Here is a 17444-nt window from a genome sequence, read left to right as displayed (position 1 = left end):
ATTAGCGTACGTTCGATTCATCACACTCTCTCCGGAAGATCGCGGGCCGATAAGCTACAATGCATAAAACTTTCTTTTTGGTTTCGTTCAAAATGGTGTAAATTGAAGTTCTCATATAGCAGTCAAATGATTATTCGACAGCCCCTGTTTCCACGGGGGCTTCTTTTTTACCGTTTTCATCTTGTTCTCCACCTGTGTAACCAAACGACTTTTTGTTCCGGCGTGTGTGCCTGCCCGATAATGTCGCGGTAGAGATCGGGACGGCGGGCCTTTTTATAGCGATAGCCGCCGGCCTGCCGCAGCTTTTCGGGCACCAGCGTGGCGATTGCAAGGTCATCGCCGAGCCTGCGGCATTCGGCGATGACATCACCAAACGGATCGAGGATCATGGAGCAGCCATTTTTCAGCTGGTCGTCGTCCATGCCAATGGCATTGGCGAAGACCGCGTAAACGGCATTGTCGTACGCCCTTGCCGGCAGCCATTTCATCAGCCAGGCACGTCCCTTCAGCCCGTCAAACTCAAGGCGCAGCGAGGTGGGATCGACGTCCCTGTTCACCCAAAGCTCCGGATCCACGAAGCCTGCACCCGGGCGGGTAGAAGGTGTACACATGGTGACGTGTGGCATAAAGAGGATATCAGCACCCAAAAGACTTGTGGCCCGAACATTTTCGATGACGTTGTTGTCGTAGCAAATGAGAATGCCGCACTTCCAGCCGCAAAGCTCAAACACGCAGTAGCTGTCGCCGGGTGTGATGTGCGGATTGATAAAGGGGTGCAGCTTTCTGAATTTTGCCACAAAGCCGTTTGGATCGACACAGACGTAGGTTTTGTAGATTTTTTCGTCCGCGTCTTTTTCAAACAGGCCGGCCAGAACTGCAATCTTGTTCTTTTTGGCCAGGGCCGCCAGTCGCTGCACACATGGCCCGTCCGGTACCGGTTCGGCTACTGCCAGCAATTGTTCTTTGGAAAGATGGCGGGCAAATGAATAACCCGTGACCGAGCACTCGTGGAAAGCGATTACCTGCGCACCTTCGGACGCAGCCTGCCGGCTTAACCGGTCAATCACCGAGAGATTGTATTCCTTGTCGCCGCTCCTGTGTTCGAATTGGGCGGTGGCCATTTTAAGAGTCTCCATATGCAAGTAATTTCCTGCTAATGAAGATAAGATTTGCACAAAAAAAAGCCCCCGCAATCTTGCGCCCTGTTATGCCGGTTTCAGGAAAAAGTTTTTGACATAACGGTAACCGTTGTCGTAAAACAGTCCTTCGACAAAAACCGGGATGTCCAGTTTTTTTGCCCATTTTTTTGAGTCGCGGAGAGACGACAGGTAGTAGCCCAAATTGGCCAGAAGGTATTGTTTCAGCGCCGACAGATCGTCCACCGTTGCCAGGTTGAGAAAGGGATTGATCATCCCGTCGTAATCGGAGCCGATGGTGAGGTGTTTCTGTGCCTCTGCAAGGTCAAGACCGGCTTTGTAGCAAACCTGCAAAAAATGTTTGACCTGCAAAAGCACATGATCATAAAAATATTCATTACGCCCCTGCACACTCAGCTCCAGGTTATCCTGCATTTCTCGTTCGCTAACACAGTCGTCCTCGTCGATCAGGTAACCGACCTTTCTCCCTAAGCCCAATGCATTCCACTCGGCCTTTGAAAAAAACTCCTTGTCTACATACAACTCCGAGTCGGCACGACGGCCCAGCGGCGAATCATCATTTGGATCCACGTAACCCAGGATGCGGCGGTCCAGCGAAAGCCCGATCATACCGCCGTTCTTCACGATCCAGGCAATTTCTTCGTCAAAGAGATTAATGGTAGACAGGTTGAAAGCCGGCGCTCCCGGACGGGAAGGTTCGTTGCGGGTTTGCATGGTCTTGGCCAGCTCGAGGTAGTACACATCGCCGGCATCCAGCGAATGAAAAATATAGCCCGGCCAGTCCTTGAACGGAATGCCGGTGAAGCCCGCATGCGTGCAATGCAGGTGACGCACATTCCGGTAAGCGCCACCGTCGATCTCGCGGTACAGATCGAACCGCGATTTGCAGCTCATGTGCTTTACATCCACGTTCACGCCGCGATCGAACAAGCCCTGTACCACTTCCCTCCCATCGCCGGTAAGACCATTGCCCCGAGGGTAAAATGGCTTACTGTCGGTCAACTGCATGCCGAAGGCATGGTTGCACAAATTCGATTGTTGCAGGTGCGTCAGGTTGACCGAAAGGACCGGCACCTGGTGCAGCAGCCGGTCGAGGTTTTGCAAGATCTCGGCGGGTGGAAACTTCCGCGCCGGATCGTCGCTCCCGGCATCGAGGGAAGAATTCACCAGCGAATGACAGCCTTCTACGACAAAAAAAAGATTGACCTTGTTTTTGGGCAGCGGTGACTGAAAGCTGTCTTTCCGCAACACATGAAAAGACGCCGCAGCCTGGAGGTAGGTATCGAGTGTTCGTTTTTGGATAAAAAGATCAAAAAGCGGGTAAGGCGGCACCGCACCGGTGTTGGCAACGGCCTCAAAAAGCGGTACCCACATTTTGTCCTGCGCGGTGGCCCGCAGGTGTTTGCGAAACGGGATTACCTGCGCTGCCAGCTGGCTTTCCAGTGCGTAGAGCGCCACGCCGGCCATCACTTCGTCGTTGAACGAAGCCAACTGGCTTTGGTGGGTCTGCGATTGAAGAATGTTGGGCAGGGATGTACAGATCCTTGGCAGGGTTACCACATCGTTTGCACTGAACCGCGTGTCCACATTCGGATGTTCGGCAAAGAGCTGCTTGAGCAGGATGTGGCAATGAAAATCGAAATAGCGCATGGCGGGGATTTTGTAAATGACAGGCTTTGCGAAAACAGCAACGAAAGCAAATCACCTTCCTCACAAAAGCCCACACCCATTCTTTGCCGGCTTATCACTTTATTGTTGCCGCTTTTCAGCAGCCATTGCTACAACATTTTTTCCAGACTGTTTTTCAGTGTTTCAATGTGCTCTTTCAAACCGTTGGCCTTTTCTTTCCCGATGGACAGGGCATCGGCCAACAGTTGCAGGTGTTCCAGTTCGGCAAACTTGTCGCCTTTCGATCCGGCCCTGCTCCACACGTCCCTGTAGGCAGTTTCCAACTTGTCCCACCCGTCTTTTGCAGCCGTGTTATTCACCACCTGGAGACAAAGCCGGCAATTGGGATCCACAACGAGGTTCCAGTAATCGTCGGACTGGCCCTGTGTTTTTTTTGCTTCCTCCATGAGTTTTTTCACCTGGCTTTGCACGGCCGTTTTTGCGGGCAGCGCATAGCTTTCCTTTCCGTCTACCTGCACTTCGCTTTTCCATTTACGGTCGCCGGTCAGGGCCAGGATGCTTTCCAGTTCATACCAGTTGGTCAGGGCATAGGACGTGTATTTTTTCCCCTCCTGCGCATGTGCTTTTTGGTAATAATAGGCTGCCATGGAATAGGCTTTCTTTTTTTCCGCGGCCGTGGCACACAGGATCCCTTTGCGCTTGTAGGCACTACCTAAAAGATTGTAGCGTTCTACCGTGGGGCTGATCAGCAGCAGGCTTTCCAGGCCATTGATCACTTTATCTGCCTCCGCCACCCACGTCCTGCGTTCTTCTGCGCCCGGCTTTTTGTTGTCCTGCGATGCTTTCAGGTAATCGGCCACGTATTTTTTCATCCGCACATTGCTGTATTGCTCGAGGCTTTTCACCGAAAAATTGGCGTTCTCCATGCTCAACAGGCTTTCAAATTTTTGAATCGCCTTGTCGTACTCGGAAAGAGCAGTATAAATAAGGGCTTCCTTTTCAGTGATCTCGGCATCCCGGATCTGCGCGGCATCCACGGCATCGGAAATTTCCTTCAGCTTCTTCAGAATGGTTGCCTGCGAAAAATAGCCAGTATGGCTTTCGCTTTGCAGGTTGCTCAACGCAATCTCGGCCTGTTCGGCAATGACAAATTCCAGGTCTGTTTTTAGTTTTCCATCCTGCCCGTTGCGGAGTTTGTAGAACGGATCGCCATAACACTGGTAAGCGCCCCAGGTATTGCTGACGGTATGAAACTCTTCATAAACCGCACTGCGGGCCAGCCGTATCGCGTCGCCAAAACATTCGCCGCCAAACATGGCCTGGTAAAAAACTTCGGTGAAGCGCAAGGCCGCTTCATCATTGACGGCCCAACCGGCTACCACAACCGCCTTCACGCCGTTATCGATCAGTTGCGTGCCGATGTTGGCAGCAAGCCGGTAGGTGTTGCGGTAAAACTCTTCGGCCTCCGAATCGGTTCTTCCCAAAAAGCAGCAGTTGACAAAAACCAGCTCGGGCACGGTGCTCATGTTTTGAATTTCGGCCGTGGTAAGAAAACTGTTCTCACCGATCACCATTCCCGAGCTTTCGGGTTCGTCCTTGTTGAACGTGCCATGACCAGCCAGGTGAATAATCTTGTAATCGTCGGCAAAGAGAGCAGGAAGGATCCTGCCGGCCGTTTCCTGCAGCAGGGCATTGACCTTGAGTCCATTTTTTTCCAGCCATTCCGTCACCTTCGTGCCTTCCCGCAACGCACCCGGGAGGGCGGGCAGAAAACCATTCAGTTGCGGTTCGGCTACGACCAGTGCGTTGTTCGCGGCAACGGCATTGATGTTCAGCCGGAAATCCCGCGTTACCATCTGCCGCACCATGCCCGCATTTACACAAAGCGGCATGGCTTCGGTGGCGGTGTCCTGCAGCAGTTCCCACGGAAAGGCTGCCGTATAGGAATCCAAAATCCAATTGATATTGAACCGTCGCTTGAACTGCTCTTTGAAGTCCAGGGGCAGCAGCATTTCGAAAAGTGTTTTTCCCAACCGCGGCGACCACAGGTTGCTGTCGGAACTTTGCCGGATCGTGTCCTGCAACGCAGCGGGGTTGATAAAGAGATTGCGGCTTTCTTCCCTTGCACCCAGGGTGGACGCGGTAAAACACAGTTGGTGACGCACTTTACTTTCGAGTGATTTTTCGTCTGCCCGTACCGTGATCCGGTTCCACCAGCCTTCGGACATCTCCGCCGGGATGCGCCGTTTGGCGCCAAAGGTCCGCCTGATTGCTTTTTTCGCGATCCGAACGCTGGGACCGCCGGCACCGCCTTTGGCCATCTTGCTCAGCGAGTAGAAACAGCTTAGCGCACGGTCTTCGTACAGCTCAATGAATTCGATGCATTCAACAAGGCTGTAGCGTCCGCGATGCAATTCGGCAATGCGTGCATTGGCATTTTGAACCCCCTGGATAACAGCACTCATGGAACTCTCGATCGAAAGCCCGCCATAGCCCGATGCAATGACAAGAGCGGAAACGCCCAGCTTTTGCGGCTGCCCCGAGCGCAGTGTTTCGGCCAGGCTTTTCTTAAATGCGTTCAATTCTTTTTCCTGCCGGGCAACATCCCGGTTTATTTCGTCCGTCGAAACTCCATTCGATCTGCCCGCCAAAAACGCAACAACGCCTTTGTCGACTGCCTGGAGCACACTGGCGGCATCCGATGCCTGCTTTTTGTTTATTTCAATCAGGTAGTTGGCAATTCCCTGTTCCACTGTTTGCGTCAGCAGGGAAGACGTCAGCAAACCAAACTTTCCCAAACCCACAATGATGGCGCCTTTGCCGTTTTCTAAAAACTGCACCTTGCTGGTACCAATGTCACCGGGGTAAATTCCCAGGCGGTGGCGTTCAGTCAGCGCACCGTCGAGCATTTTGTCGATCGTTGCTTCGGCGTACAAAATACCATCATTTAAAAAATGGCCCGCCAGCACCGGGTACAGCGCAAAATTCAGGTCGCCGTGACTCACCACCACGTCAACAGGCCGCTCTTCTCTTGCCTTTTCTTCCTGTGGTTCGAGGCCAAGAAGGGTTTTTTCCACGCCGGTTTCCGTCAGGTCGAGATCGCGGAGTTCGGGTGATTTGAATACTTTTTCCTCACCCCTCACCACCGGTCTTGCTTTGGAGAGCAGGCTTGTTTTGCCTTTGGCTAAAATTTCGGCGATGCCGTCAAAAATCTGCGGTGCGTTGCCGAGTGAGCCGTGGGTTACATTCACGTAGTAGACCGAGTCGTTGTCGATCAGTTTTTTGGGAATCCCCGTTTCCCAGGTCACACTCTGGTCGCCCTCGCCTGTACTTAAAAATACCAGTTCGGGACCACGGGCCGTTTGGTCGATACGATAGCCGCAGGGTGTGGCCTTGTCCTTACCGGCGATGTAAACCACGTTGGTAAAATCAATGTCGTTTGTCTCTTTATTTTTTTCCCGGTAGTCGAAAAACCAGTCCAGGTCCTGCCCCTTTTCAACCGGCAGCGGCCAGGCGCTGTCGCCGGTTGCTTCGGCCATGCGGCTCCAGGTCAGCTCTTTGGCAAAATCGTTGTCGAGACTTGTTGCCAGCGGGAGCAGGCTGAGTAAACCCGGGAACCGGGAAAAGATCCCCAGCAATTGTTTTTTCGTGTGCACGATATCGATCATGCTTAATTTATCGATGATGGCATCTTTCCCGAACAAAACAGCGGGAATGCGGTACGAGCCGCCCAGTGGTGCACCCAGGAAGATCAGCCGGAAACCCGCTGCTGCATTCAACCGTTTCCAGGTTTCGTTGTGACGCAGGATAAAGTCCCGCACCAGCACACCACCCATCGAATGCCCGATGATCTTGATGGGCTGATTCAGCTCCAACAGCTTCGTCACCAGTTTTTCAAATTCCTTTGCCGACTCGGTCAGCGGCTGCCGCCAGTCGTAGGGAAACACAACCACGTCATAGGTGATATTTAAATATGCCGCCAGCCGGCCGTAGGATGTTTTTACAATCGAAGAAGCCGCAATTCCCTTTTCGCTGATGGCCAGCTTTCCCAGCCCGCCAAACAAGAAATCTTTGTAATCGATCCAGATCTTATCGTTTTTCAACGACAGGTTAGAGCCCATGATACCGGGCAGCAGCACTGCAATTGGCCGGGTGCCACTGGCCGGCGTTTGCACCAGGTCGCCACCTTCCAGGCCGAGAAGCTCTATATTTCTTGCCTGCTCAATGACGATTGCCTGTTCTTCGGTTTTAAACCCTGCGGCCGAGAGATCACCGTCGCCCTTTAAAGCCAGGAGCAGGGCATTGCGTGTCTTTTCATTTTGGAAATAATGAAAATGGTCCACGTTGCCCGCTTCGTCAAAAAGGTATTTCAGTTTGCAGTGCCGTTTGGAGCCCTGGTACATCGACTTCGTGTTGACGACGAGGTCATTGTCGGTGAAGTAAAACAGCTTGCTGGCTATGATCAGCAATCCTTTCAGGTTGATGCCGGCCTTGCAGTTGCCGGAGATCACCACCAGCGGGTCGTCGATCTCGATGGACGATGCCGGAGTATTCATCACTTTGATGAAAGGCGAATCGGGGTTCATGGCCTCGATTCCGGGCAGAGCTTCCGTGTCGTTCTTTGTATCGATCACGGCCGCGATCAGGTTACGGAAGGCGCCGTAAACCGGGCTGGCTGCAATGCCGGTTCCCAGGCCGACCAAATTAGCCGTGACGTTGAAAAAATTATCCATGCGCCGCGATGCAAGGATGGTTCCGTTAGCCGGGCATGCCACCCGCACAAAGCGTGCAATCGAAAGATTTTTTTGTTGAAACAAACCGGCCAGGCGGCTGATGATCTCAACGTCTTTATCGCGTCCTTCTTCCTTCAAATAGGCCACTTCGTTTTCGTCGAAGCCACGAAGGGCGGCGTTGCTGTTGCAATACCGTGAAAGGATGTCGCCCACCAGTCCGCCCCGCGAATGGGTCACCAGGTGTAGGGTAATTCCTGCCGGCAATTTATGAACTAACACTTCCACGTTTTGCAGGGGCGACAACGTGAGGGTTTCGTGTTGAAGGGCCAGGATGTTTTGGCCGTACTGCCTGACCAGGTCCTTCCAGGCATCGGTCCCGGCGAGTTTGCCGAACGAGCCGCTGGTCGAAGACGACGTTCCGTGAATAAAAAGCAGGAAGGGATTGCCCGGCTTCGAAAAATCGGGAGCAACGAGGTTGAAATCTTCGTCGAGGCGGTAAAGGCCAATGCGGTCATTGAGCTGTTTTTTTTCGAGGTCTCCGGCCAGTTGCCCCACCGTTCGCTGGATGGCCTTTTTGGCAAAGAGGTTGACCGCTTTCAACGCAATATCGCTGACGAGACCGCGTTCGGCGCCAGTGCTGCGAAGCACCTGCGGCAATTCGAAGGCACCGTCGGCCGAACGGGTGGGATTGGCCGCTTCGGGAAACACTTCTTCGATCGTATCGGCATGACAAAGCCAGGTGGTGTTGTCGTCGAAGACCAACTCAACCAACTTGTCGTCGAGTTGAATTTTTTGCTTTTCGCCTGCGCCCCTGGCAGCGGCGCTAACAACGAATGATTCCTGAAGTTGTAGCAGGTCGTCTTGCGTAGTGATGGTCTCGGGCAGCGCTTGCCGGGAGCCGGTAAACGAAATGGAATGAATGGACATGAGCGATGCGTTTTAGTTTGTGTTACACGCCGGGTTTGTGTATCGGGGTTGCCTGACAGCAACGGGCTGCGATCGCGGTTCTACCAACGGCTTTCACAGCTTGGACTGCCGGCAACGAAACAGTTCTGAAGAGTACGCTGCAGTCTTGCAAAAGGTATGCGTAACCAATTTAGGATAAAGAATCAGATTTTCAAATGGATTGGCCTTCAGGGTCGACAGGAGCGTACCCGCATTTGCCAGCGAAGGCGCCAGGGCACGCATGTGCAGAAGTGATAGAGGAATGCCTTTTTAGCAGGTATTTTCCATAGCAATTTTATTTTTCGCAACCGTGATCTTTCTTGCAAACAACGGTTGGGGAAAGCGTCTTGTTTTGGTCACGTAGTGCAAGGCAACGTTTGCCGATCAGGATGAATGACGGAAACCATAAAAGGCAGCTCCCAGCAAAGCCGTCTTCTTCGCCACAAGTACTTTTACCGGCACCTGCTGTAACAGCCCTTTCAGGCGACCCGCATTGCGAAACCATTTCAGGAAAATGTCCTTGTCCAAAAAAGACAGCAGGTGCGGCACGATTCCACCCGCGATAAAAAGGCCGCCGGTTGCCTTTAACTTCAGCACAAGGTTGGCAGATTCAACGGCGAGATAACGGAGAAACAGCTCCATGGTTTCCCTGCAGATCTCGCATTCCGTTGCATTTTGAGAGATGACTGTTGCCTTGTCGTGGGCCAGCAGTTTTTCTTTTAGCCAGGCCGGTTCTTCCCTGTCCTTTTTTTGTCGCAGGAAGTCGTAAAGGACGCAGATTCCCGGCCCGCTGAGCACCCGTTCCTGGCTGACGTGACCGAACTTTTTTTTGAGAAACGAAAAAATCTCGAGGTCAATGTCGGTACGGGGTACAAAATCAACGTGGCCGCCTTCGGAAGCAAAAGGATGATAGCCCTCCCCGTCGAAAAACAACCCGGCCTCTCCCAGTCCCGTTCCCGGTGCGATGATGGCCGCATTTCCCGTTGGAAAACGGTCGCCCTCGTGGATCACAAAAACATCCTGTTCATCCAGCAAGGCAAGCCCGTAAGCCGTTGCTTCCAGGTCGTTCACCAACCGGACAGGTGCCTGGTTGAATTGCCGCGACAGGGCCTCCTGTTCTACCTGCCAGCCAAGATTGGTCAGGTCGGCCCTTCCTCCCTGCACAGGCCCTGCCACGCCCAAACAAATGCCGGCCGGCATTTTTTCATTGGCCACGAAATCATGCAGCAGGGCGCTGATGTCGGGGTATGCTTTGGTTTTGCAACTACCTTCTTTCCGTGTTTGCAACCCGTTCTCTGTCCAATCAAAGATGGCAAGGTCCGTTTTGGTGGCGCCAACGTCGCCGGCCAGAAGTGCGGTGAACGGTTTTGGTTGCGTACCGGCAATTTTCAACAGCATAAACCAGGATATAAAAATGACTGAATTGACTTTTACTTCGGTCCTGCAATTTTGAGCCGAACAGGCCAGGCGTTCTTACGAAACAGCCACCGGGTGTCTTCTTCGCCAGTCAATGGTTTTTACCAGCGCACCAATTGCAATGGAGGCCACCATGATCATGACCAGCCATCCAAAGAAAGGCGTAAACGTTACCAGTTTGAATAAGACAAACATCGCCATGGAAGCCGCCACAATTTGCCAGAAGGTCCATTGTTGTGCAAACCGGTGGTTGTACCAGTTGGCAAACACAAGCGAGGTAATGACGGTTGCCAGCAGCAGCAGCAAAATATAGCCGGCCATGAGGATCAGGCCGACGGGTATGCCCACAACGGTGATCAGCAGAACACCAATCAAGACCGGTACACCCACGAAGAAAAGGAGGCCCCAGCCCATTGACTTGAGCATGGATTCATCAACCGTGTCGCCGGCCCGCCGGAAGGTATTCCGGAAAAGGTATTGCAGCAGCAGAATGAAAATAAATACGGTGGACAGGTACCAGATCAATCCCAGCACGGTGGAACGGCCCAGGAAATACCATGAACTCGTTTGGATTTTCAATGTTGGGTCGTAGACAGCCGTGCCGTTGCGGAGGTTTCGTCCAAAATCAACCTGACCCCGTTTAGTCCAGTAGCGCACATTGTTGTCCAGCACCGCCGTGCTCCCAAACTGCAGTTGCCGTGCTGCAATTACCGATTGACCTTTCACTGCACCGTTCAGGACCAGTGTTTCGCCGCGAAATTCGAAATTGCCCAGGCATGTCCCGTTAAAGCGCATCGTCCCCGCCGCCGAGCGAATGTTGCCGTTTGCGGTTCCGTCGAACGTCACATCGCCGCCACCGGTAACCAGGCCGCCGTTGATGACTACATTCCTGGCCACCTCCACACGGCCGCCGCTGATCACCAGATCGCCACCCACATTTTGCAGGACGTGCAGCTCGCCGCCGGCACAACGGATGTCATCGGCCACATAGCCGTTGATGTGGACCGTACCGCCAGCCAGGAGAAGGTCGTTGGCAATGGTGTCGTTCAAAAAAATGGTTCCTCCTGCCACAATCAGGTCGCCGTAAACAGGTGCATTGATGGTAACCGTGCCTCCCGCCACATAAAGGTCTTCGTGAACGGGTTGTGTTATCGTCACTGTTCTTCCCCATTCAATGCGGTATGCCTGTGCCGTGACGAAAAAACCACAGCCAAGCAAAAGGAGAACGAGCTTTTTCATACAATGGTTTTTATGGATTGAAAGAATGGTTTCTTGCCACCCGAAAGTAGCAAGCCGGCAGGGCGGTTTCCAATGATGGCTATCAAACGATTCTTTGAGTGCTGTCAGTGCACCCGTCTGGAAAGAGCCGTATAGCCTTCATCGAAAACGTGCCGGCACGGCTTAAAAAGCAAGGAAAAAAGGATTGTGCAGGTCCGGTTTGTTGTAGCGAAGTTCTGCCTGTAAATCCACCCGGTAAACGCCACGGCCGGATGCATTCAGGATTGCGTGGGCGGCAGCCGTATCCCATTCCATTGTTGGGCCCAGACGCGGGTAAAGGTCTGCCTCTTCCTCCAACAGCAGCATGAATTTGAGAGCGCTTCCCTTTGACAAAAAACGGGGATGCAAAAACTGCCGCGAAAAGTCCAGTGTTTCCGCCGAAAGATGCGAACGCGATACGGCAAGCGTGATGGTTTGCATTTGCTTTAATTTATCGAACGATTTTCGCTGGGGCAAACCCGGCATCACCGTTCGAACGCCGTTGTCGGTTTTGAATACGCCGGTTTCGGCCGAGCCGGCATAGAGGCAATCAAGACAGGGTGCGTAGACGACGCCGGCAACGGCTGTCTCCTGCTTCACCAGTGCAATGTTGACGGTGAATTCGCTGCGTTGATGAAGAAATTCTTTTGTGCCGTCGAGCGGATCAATGAGCCAGAACGCATCCCAGTTTTTTCTTTCGTTATAGGGAAGACGGCTGCCTTCCTCGGAAAGAACAGGGAGCCCGGTTTTTTGCAAGGCCGTGGTGAGGATGCCGTTGGATAACCGGTCGGCCTTTGTAACCGGCTGGTCGCCTTCTTTCACGGTTGCTGCATAGTTACCCGAGGCATACACGTCCATGATCGCATGTCCCGCTTCCAGCGCTGCAGTCATTGCCGTTTCCAAAAGTTGTGTCAATCCTGTCATCGTCTTAATTCGCAAAGATCTTCAAAGGTTCCAGTTCTGAAAACGATCAATTACAATGGAGCAACGTTGTAGAACATTTTTCCTGTTCAAGGCCATGTCTTAAAAGCATACGCAGCTTCCGTTCACCGCAGGTTCAGCATGCACCCAATCTTCTCTGTGGCTTGCGTTTTCGCATGGTGATCACGGTCACCGCCGCGATCAACCGCCGTCATTTTTTTAAGGAAAGAAACAGAGCAATTTTAATTCCGCACCCACAACCTGTTGTTATGAAAAGAATACTGGTCCCAACCGATTTTACACAGGCCGCAAAAAATGCAGGCGAGTATGCCATTTCACTGGCCAAAGTCACCGGCGCAACGGTTCACCTTCTTCATGTGGACACGGAGGTCATGCCGGTCCTGCCCGGGCCGGAGCCCTGGACAGCCAATGTCAATTCACTGCTTGCCAACAAAGACGAACGCATCCGGCAGGAAGTTGACCGTTTGCAGGGCAAGTACCACACAACGTTGCATAGCATAATTGCAATCGGGGCCAAAGGAGACACCATCAACGACACGGCCAAAGAAGTGGGTGCCGACCTGCTGGTGCTTGGGATCAAACACACGGGGGATGGGCACCACTGGGGCAGCACCACATTAAAGATGCTGCGCAAATCTCCGCTGCCCGTATTATTGGTTCCGGAGGAAAGTCCATACCAACCGGTTAAAACCATTGTGTTGGCGATTGATTTTACCAGGCGCATCGAAAGTATCAGCCTTGCGCCACTGATCGAACTGGCCCACCAATTTGATGCATCAGTGCGGGTGTTGCACGTAGAAGAAAAAGGTGCGGAACCTGCCGAGACTGATACGGCAGGAAAGCTCGAAATGGGTCGTTTGTTGTCTTCACTCACCTACTATTACGACCGGGTGGAATCGGACGATGTGGACAGGGGTATTCTTGATTTCGTTACCACGCACCCGACCGACCTGCTGGTGATGATTGCCCACCAGCATTCGTTCTTCGAACGGCTGTTTTCGCTCACGCATACCACCACCGTCAGTTTCGATGTCAGGCTGCCCATGCTGGTTCTGAAAGCACGTTAACGGTCCTGATCGTTTTCGCAAAAAAGCGATGGACAGGATCAGTGCGGCAGGAAGATCGTTGCATTGCGTTCAACCTTGTGAGGCATTCCGGTGTTTCTTAAATTAATCATGCTTTCCGGTGATGACGATCATTGCGCCGGGCAACAGGCCGGTTTACCTTCAAAGAAAAACAAATGGAAAAAATTTTGGTTCTGCTGGATAACCGGAAAGTGAGTACGCATGTCGTCCACTTTGCGTGTCACATGGCGCGGTTATCCCACTCCAACCTGACCGGAATTTTTCTCGAAGCGGAAGTGGAAAAAGAAGAACTCACGGTTGTTCAGGCAGAAGCCGGTGACATTGTCGTTGAATCTGTCTTGATCAGGAATACAAAAGCCAATAACAGGCGTGCTGAAGAAATACGGCAACAATTCTTTGAAGTAACAGAACGCAACGGCGTGCAGGCTTCGTTCCAAACCATTGGTGAGTTGCCGGCCGCAACGATCAAAAACAAAAGCCGTTTTGCCGATGCCCTTGTACTCGATGCAGCCCTGTCGATAGAAAACCCGGGCAGCGAGTTGCCTTCGCGTTTTGTGAAAACCATTTTGCAGGAAGCCGAATGCCCTGTTGTTCTTGCACCGGAAAATGTCCAGTTGATCGACAACATTGTTTTTGTGTACAACGGCATGCGTTCGTCGGTGCTTGCCATGAAGCAGTTCCTGCACCTCTTTCCTGGCTTTAAAAACAAACGCGTTAAAGTGATCGATATCGGTGCGGAAAAAGATCCGTTTCCCGAAAGCCGGAAAGAGCTGGCCGACTGGCTCAACTGTCATTTTGCCGACGTTGAAGTGGAGCCGCTGGACAACGCCGCATCCAAAGCGTTTTTTCATTTTCTACTGAAGAAGCGAAACGACATCGTGGTGATGGGTTCGTATGGCAGCGGTTTACTGGAAACGTTTTTTGAAAAAGACCGCGTTGGTGACATCCACCCGACCAGCATCCCGCTTTTTATTGCCCACTGAAAACATCCTCACCGCAGTTTTTTTAACCTCAAAAAAGATTTTTGTATGAAAGAAGTTGCCACGCTCAGAGGGTTGATGATTTACCAGCTTCAGTCCATTTTTGAAGCGGAAAACAGGTGGTCGAATGCGTTGAACGAAACAGCACGGGTCATTGCCAACGAAGACCTGCAAAAAATTTTTGAAAAAGGCAGCAAAGCCGCCGCTGGGCATGCGTCCAGCCTGCAGGGAATGCTGACGGACCTGGGCTCTACCAGTCTTGACAGGCGGAATACGGTAGCCGAAGACATAGTGCGGGAACTAAAAGAAGTGCAGGAAGCCGCCGCCGATCCCGAGGTGCTCGATGCAGGATTGATCGTGGCCCATCAATGCATGAACCACTACATGATTGCGAAGTACGGGACGGTTGCCTCGTATGCACGGCTGCTGGAACTGGATAAACTTGCAACCGATCTGCACAAGATCATGGAAGAAGAAAAAAAGGAAGACAAAAGGCTGACCAAACTGGCCGAAAAAAAAGTCAACGCAAAAGCAAGAACGGCGCTGATCCATTAACCAAGTCACATGAAGCTTTTTGCGTTACAGGGAAGCGAGGAATTTGGCCGGCAGGTGGCAAACCACCTTCAACTTTCGCTGGGCAAACACGAAGAAAGAGAGTTTGAAGATGGCGAACATAAAATCCGTCCGCTGGAAAATATTCGCAACCAGGACACCTTTATTCTTCACTCGCTATACAGTGATGCAAGGCAAACCGTGAACGACAAACTTTGCCGCCTCCTGTTTTTTATCAGTGCGCTAAAAGATTCTGCCGCCAAATCGGTAACGGCGGTCATTCCCTATTTCTGCTATGCACGGAAAGACCGGCGCACAAAGCCCGGCGATCCGGTCACGTCGCGTTACGTGGCACGACTGCTGGAAGCATCCGGCGCCGACAACGTGGTAACGATGGACATCCACAACCTGCAGGCCTTTCAAAACGCCTTCAGCATTCCGGCGGAAAACCTGAAGGCGAAAAAGCTTTTTGCTTCCTTCCTGGCAGGGCGGATCAGTGACAGGGACGTAGCTGTAGTGTCGCCAGATTTTGGCGGCGCCAAACGGGCAGAAGAGTTTTTCGAAACATTGGAGAAAATGCTTCCCAAACCGCCGGCGTTTGCCGTTATGGAAAAATATCGCAGCAGTGGAACAGTATGGGGCAGCCGGCTTGCCGGCGACGTTCACGGACGGCTTGTCATTATCCTGGATGACCTGATCAGCACAGGAGGCACCGTTGTACGGGCTGCCGCAGCCTGCAGGAGCAGCGGCGCCAGCAGCGTAATCGCGATGGCGACGCATGGTCTCTTTACCGGCCGGGCGGCAGAGACATTGAAAGACCCGGTGCTGGACCAACTCGTCATCACCAACACGGTGCCGCCGTTTCGCCTGGCGAGCACGGATGTAAAATCAAAACTAACCATCGTAGATGCTGCGCCGCTATTTGCCGAAGCAATCCGGCGAATCAATGAAGGCGGATCGATTGATGAACTGCTCGAAAACGACCAGACTCATGACGCCTGACAAAACCAAACAAGCCAGCACAAAAGAAGACGTTCGCGTCGAAGAAAAAGTGCAGTTTCTTTCGCAACGATCGGCCTTTCCCTTCGATGCGAAAAACGTGCTCGTAAAAGAAACGCACATGTCGTGGGTCTTCCTGGCAAATGGCTTCGTGTATAAAATGAAAAAACCGGTTGCCTACGATTTCTTTGACCACCGCACCCTCGCTTCCCGCCTGCGCAACAGCCGCGAAGAATTCAACATCAATCAATTTTTAGCGAGGGACATTTATTTGGGCGTCATCCCGCTGGTAATGAACGAAAACGGAAGGCTGCAACTTGAAGGAAACGGAACGGTAGTTGACTGGCTGGTGAAGATGAAACGGATCCCGGAAGAAAACATGCTGGACAATGCCATTGAGCACCACCGTTTGAACGAAACCGCTGTCCGACGCGCTGCCCGGTTGCTGGCCACCTTTTACGCAGCCACACCCCGGGTGCCACTCAGCGGATTGCAGTACCTGCGAAAACTGGAGACGGACATTATCATCACCCACCTGCAACTCCTGCTGCCGGCCTACCATCTGCCGTTTGCGCTGTTGACAAAACTAAAAGAAAAGCTGGCTGCCTTCCTGGTAGCCTATCCCACCCTCTTCCAGGAACGGGTGCAGCGCTCAGCAATTCTCGATGCCCACGGCGATCTGCGTCCCGAGCACATTTGCGTGACCCCTGAACCGGTGATCATCGACCGACTGGAATTCAGCAAAGCACTTCGTGTTATGGACCCCGCAGAAGAACTGGCCTACCTGGCCATGGAATGCGAGATGCTGGGTAATCCGCAGGTTGGCGAGCTGTTTTTCGACGTATACAAAGAATGCTCCGGCGACATCTTATCGCCATCCCTCGTCCGCTTTTACAAAGCAAAAAAAGCATTTGTGCGTGCCTACCTGGTGGTAAGGCACCTGGACGAAGAACCGTATCGATCCGACCCGAAATGGCTGGCAAAAGCCCATGCCTATCTTCAACTGGCCGAACAATACCTGTTGCAACCCGAACCTACGGCTCGTCGATGATCTGCGGTGCAGCGGAAGGCCTGCGGCCCTGCAGTTTTTCCTGCTTCCATCGTTCGAGCAAGGCCAGGGCTTCCTCATCCGACACCTGGCCGAAGGAAAGATAGGCCTGCGATACGGCGTGAAAATATTCCGAGACTTCGAGGATCACCACTTCATCCACTTCGTCTTTCAGGCGGGCGGCCATCTTTAGTCCGGCAATCGGTGCCCCGACAACGATCTTCCCAGCGCCCTGGTTCCGGCACATTTTAATGGCGGCAAACATCGTTGCACCTGTCGCAATGCCATCGTCAACCAGGATCACCACGCGGTTTTTCAAATCAGGGAGCGGCTCACCGTTTCGCAGCAATTGGATACGCCTCCGGATCTCTTTTTTTTGTGTCGCCGCTTCACTCTCAATGTCCTCCTCGGCCACTTCGTAAAGAGCCGTTGGATTTAAATGAATGGTGCCGTCTTCGGCGATGGCGCCAACGCCATATTCGGGGTTGTTGGGGTGTCCCAGCTTTCTGGCTACGAGCAGGGAAAACTCCGCGTTGAGATGACTGGCAACATAATACGCCGTAACGGCACCGCCCCTTGGTATGCCTAACACTACCGCGTTCTTGTCCCGGTATTTTTCCAGTGCCGTGGCAAGCCGCTGTGCTGCATCTTTTCGATCAATGAACATATCGTTTGTTTTGCATGAAAAAATTTGCCTGCGC

Annotated in this window: 12 protein-coding genes; 5 read left to right on the top strand and 7 right to left on the bottom strand. The window is 52.6% G+C overall.

Annotated features, from left to right (window positions below; all coding sequences use genetic code 11):
- Nucleotides 1-176: 176 nt before the first annotated feature.
- From D6024_RS22025 to D6024_RS22000, 6 genes are all read right to left on the bottom strand, one after another.
- Nucleotides 177-1136 (bottom strand): nitrilase family protein, encoded by a 960-nt coding sequence (locus tag D6024_RS22025; RefSeq protein ID WP_121356980.1) that lies wholly within the window; start codon nt 1134-1136, stop codon nt 177-179.
- Between the two features lie 69 nt (nt 1137-1205).
- A complete protein-coding gene (locus tag D6024_RS22020; protein ID WP_121356979.1) occupies nt 1206-2807 on the bottom strand; it encodes an amidohydrolase family protein in 1602 nt (533 codons plus the stop codon).
- 128 nt (nt 2808-2935) lie between these two features.
- Nucleotides 2936-8446, bottom strand: coding sequence for a CHAT domain-containing protein (locus tag D6024_RS22015; RefSeq protein WP_121356978.1), 5511 nt, complete (start codon nt 8444-8446; stop codon nt 2936-2938).
- A gap of 402 nt (nt 8447-8848) precedes the next feature.
- Entirely contained in the window at nt 8849-9862 is a 1014-nt protein-coding gene (gene glk, locus D6024_RS22010; RefSeq protein WP_121356977.1) for a glucokinase, read from the bottom strand.
- A gap of 75 nt (nt 9863-9937) precedes the next feature.
- The gene (locus D6024_RS22005) at nt 9938-11119 is read right to left on the bottom strand and encodes a bactofilin family protein (protein ID WP_121356976.1); all 1182 of its coding nucleotides are present in this window, start codon (nt 11117-11119) and stop codon (nt 9938-9940) included.
- Nucleotides 11120-11281: 162 nt separating this feature from the next.
- Nucleotides 11282-12061: a 3'(2'),5'-bisphosphate nucleotidase CysQ family protein gene (locus tag D6024_RS22000; protein ID WP_121356975.1), complete on the bottom strand. Its 780-nt coding sequence runs from the start codon at nt 12059-12061 to the stop codon at nt 11282-11284.
- 266 nt (nt 12062-12327) lie between these two features.
- Here D6024_RS22000 and D6024_RS21995 point away from each other — a divergent pair, with 266 nt between their 5' ends.
- The 5 genes from D6024_RS21995 to D6024_RS21975 all read left to right on the top strand — a co-directional run bounded on the left by D6024_RS21995 (nt 12328) and on the right by D6024_RS21975 (nt 16746).
- Nucleotides 12328-13146: a universal stress protein gene (locus tag D6024_RS21995; RefSeq protein WP_162944933.1), complete on the top strand. Its 819-nt coding sequence runs from the start codon at nt 12328-12330 to the stop codon at nt 13144-13146.
- A gap of 173 nt (nt 13147-13319) precedes the next feature.
- On the top strand, nt 13320-14147 hold the full coding sequence (locus D6024_RS21990) for a universal stress protein (RefSeq protein ID WP_162944932.1): 828 nt from the start codon (nt 13320-13322) through the stop codon (nt 14145-14147).
- 45 nt (nt 14148-14192) lie between these two features.
- Nucleotides 14193-14699, top strand: coding sequence for a YciE/YciF ferroxidase family protein (locus D6024_RS21985; RefSeq protein ID WP_121356972.1), 507 nt, complete (start codon nt 14193-14195; stop codon nt 14697-14699).
- A 9-nt stretch (nt 14700-14708) separates the two neighbouring features.
- On the top strand, nt 14709-15698 hold the full coding sequence (locus D6024_RS21980; protein ID WP_121356971.1) for a ribose-phosphate diphosphokinase: 990 nt from the start codon (nt 14709-14711) through the stop codon (nt 15696-15698).
- Entirely contained in the window at nt 15688-16746 is a 1059-nt protein-coding gene (locus D6024_RS21975; protein WP_121356970.1) for a phosphotransferase, read from the top strand. Before D6024_RS21980 ends, D6024_RS21975 begins: the two co-directional genes overlap by 11 nt.
- Here D6024_RS21975 and D6024_RS21970 read toward each other — a convergent pair.
- Nucleotides 16730-17410: a phosphoribosyltransferase gene (locus D6024_RS21970; protein WP_121356969.1), complete on the bottom strand. Its 681-nt coding sequence runs from the start codon at nt 17408-17410 to the stop codon at nt 16730-16732. The genes D6024_RS21975 and D6024_RS21970 overlap by 17 nt on opposite strands.
- Nucleotides 17411-17444 lie beyond the last annotated feature (34 nt).

The organism is Flavisolibacter nicotianae, from assembly GCF_003628535.1.
Taxonomy (GTDB): domain Bacteria; phylum Bacteroidota; class Bacteroidia; order Chitinophagales; family Chitinophagaceae; genus Flavisolibacter; species Flavisolibacter nicotianae.
This window is presented reverse-complemented; position numbering and strand designations above follow the sequence as displayed.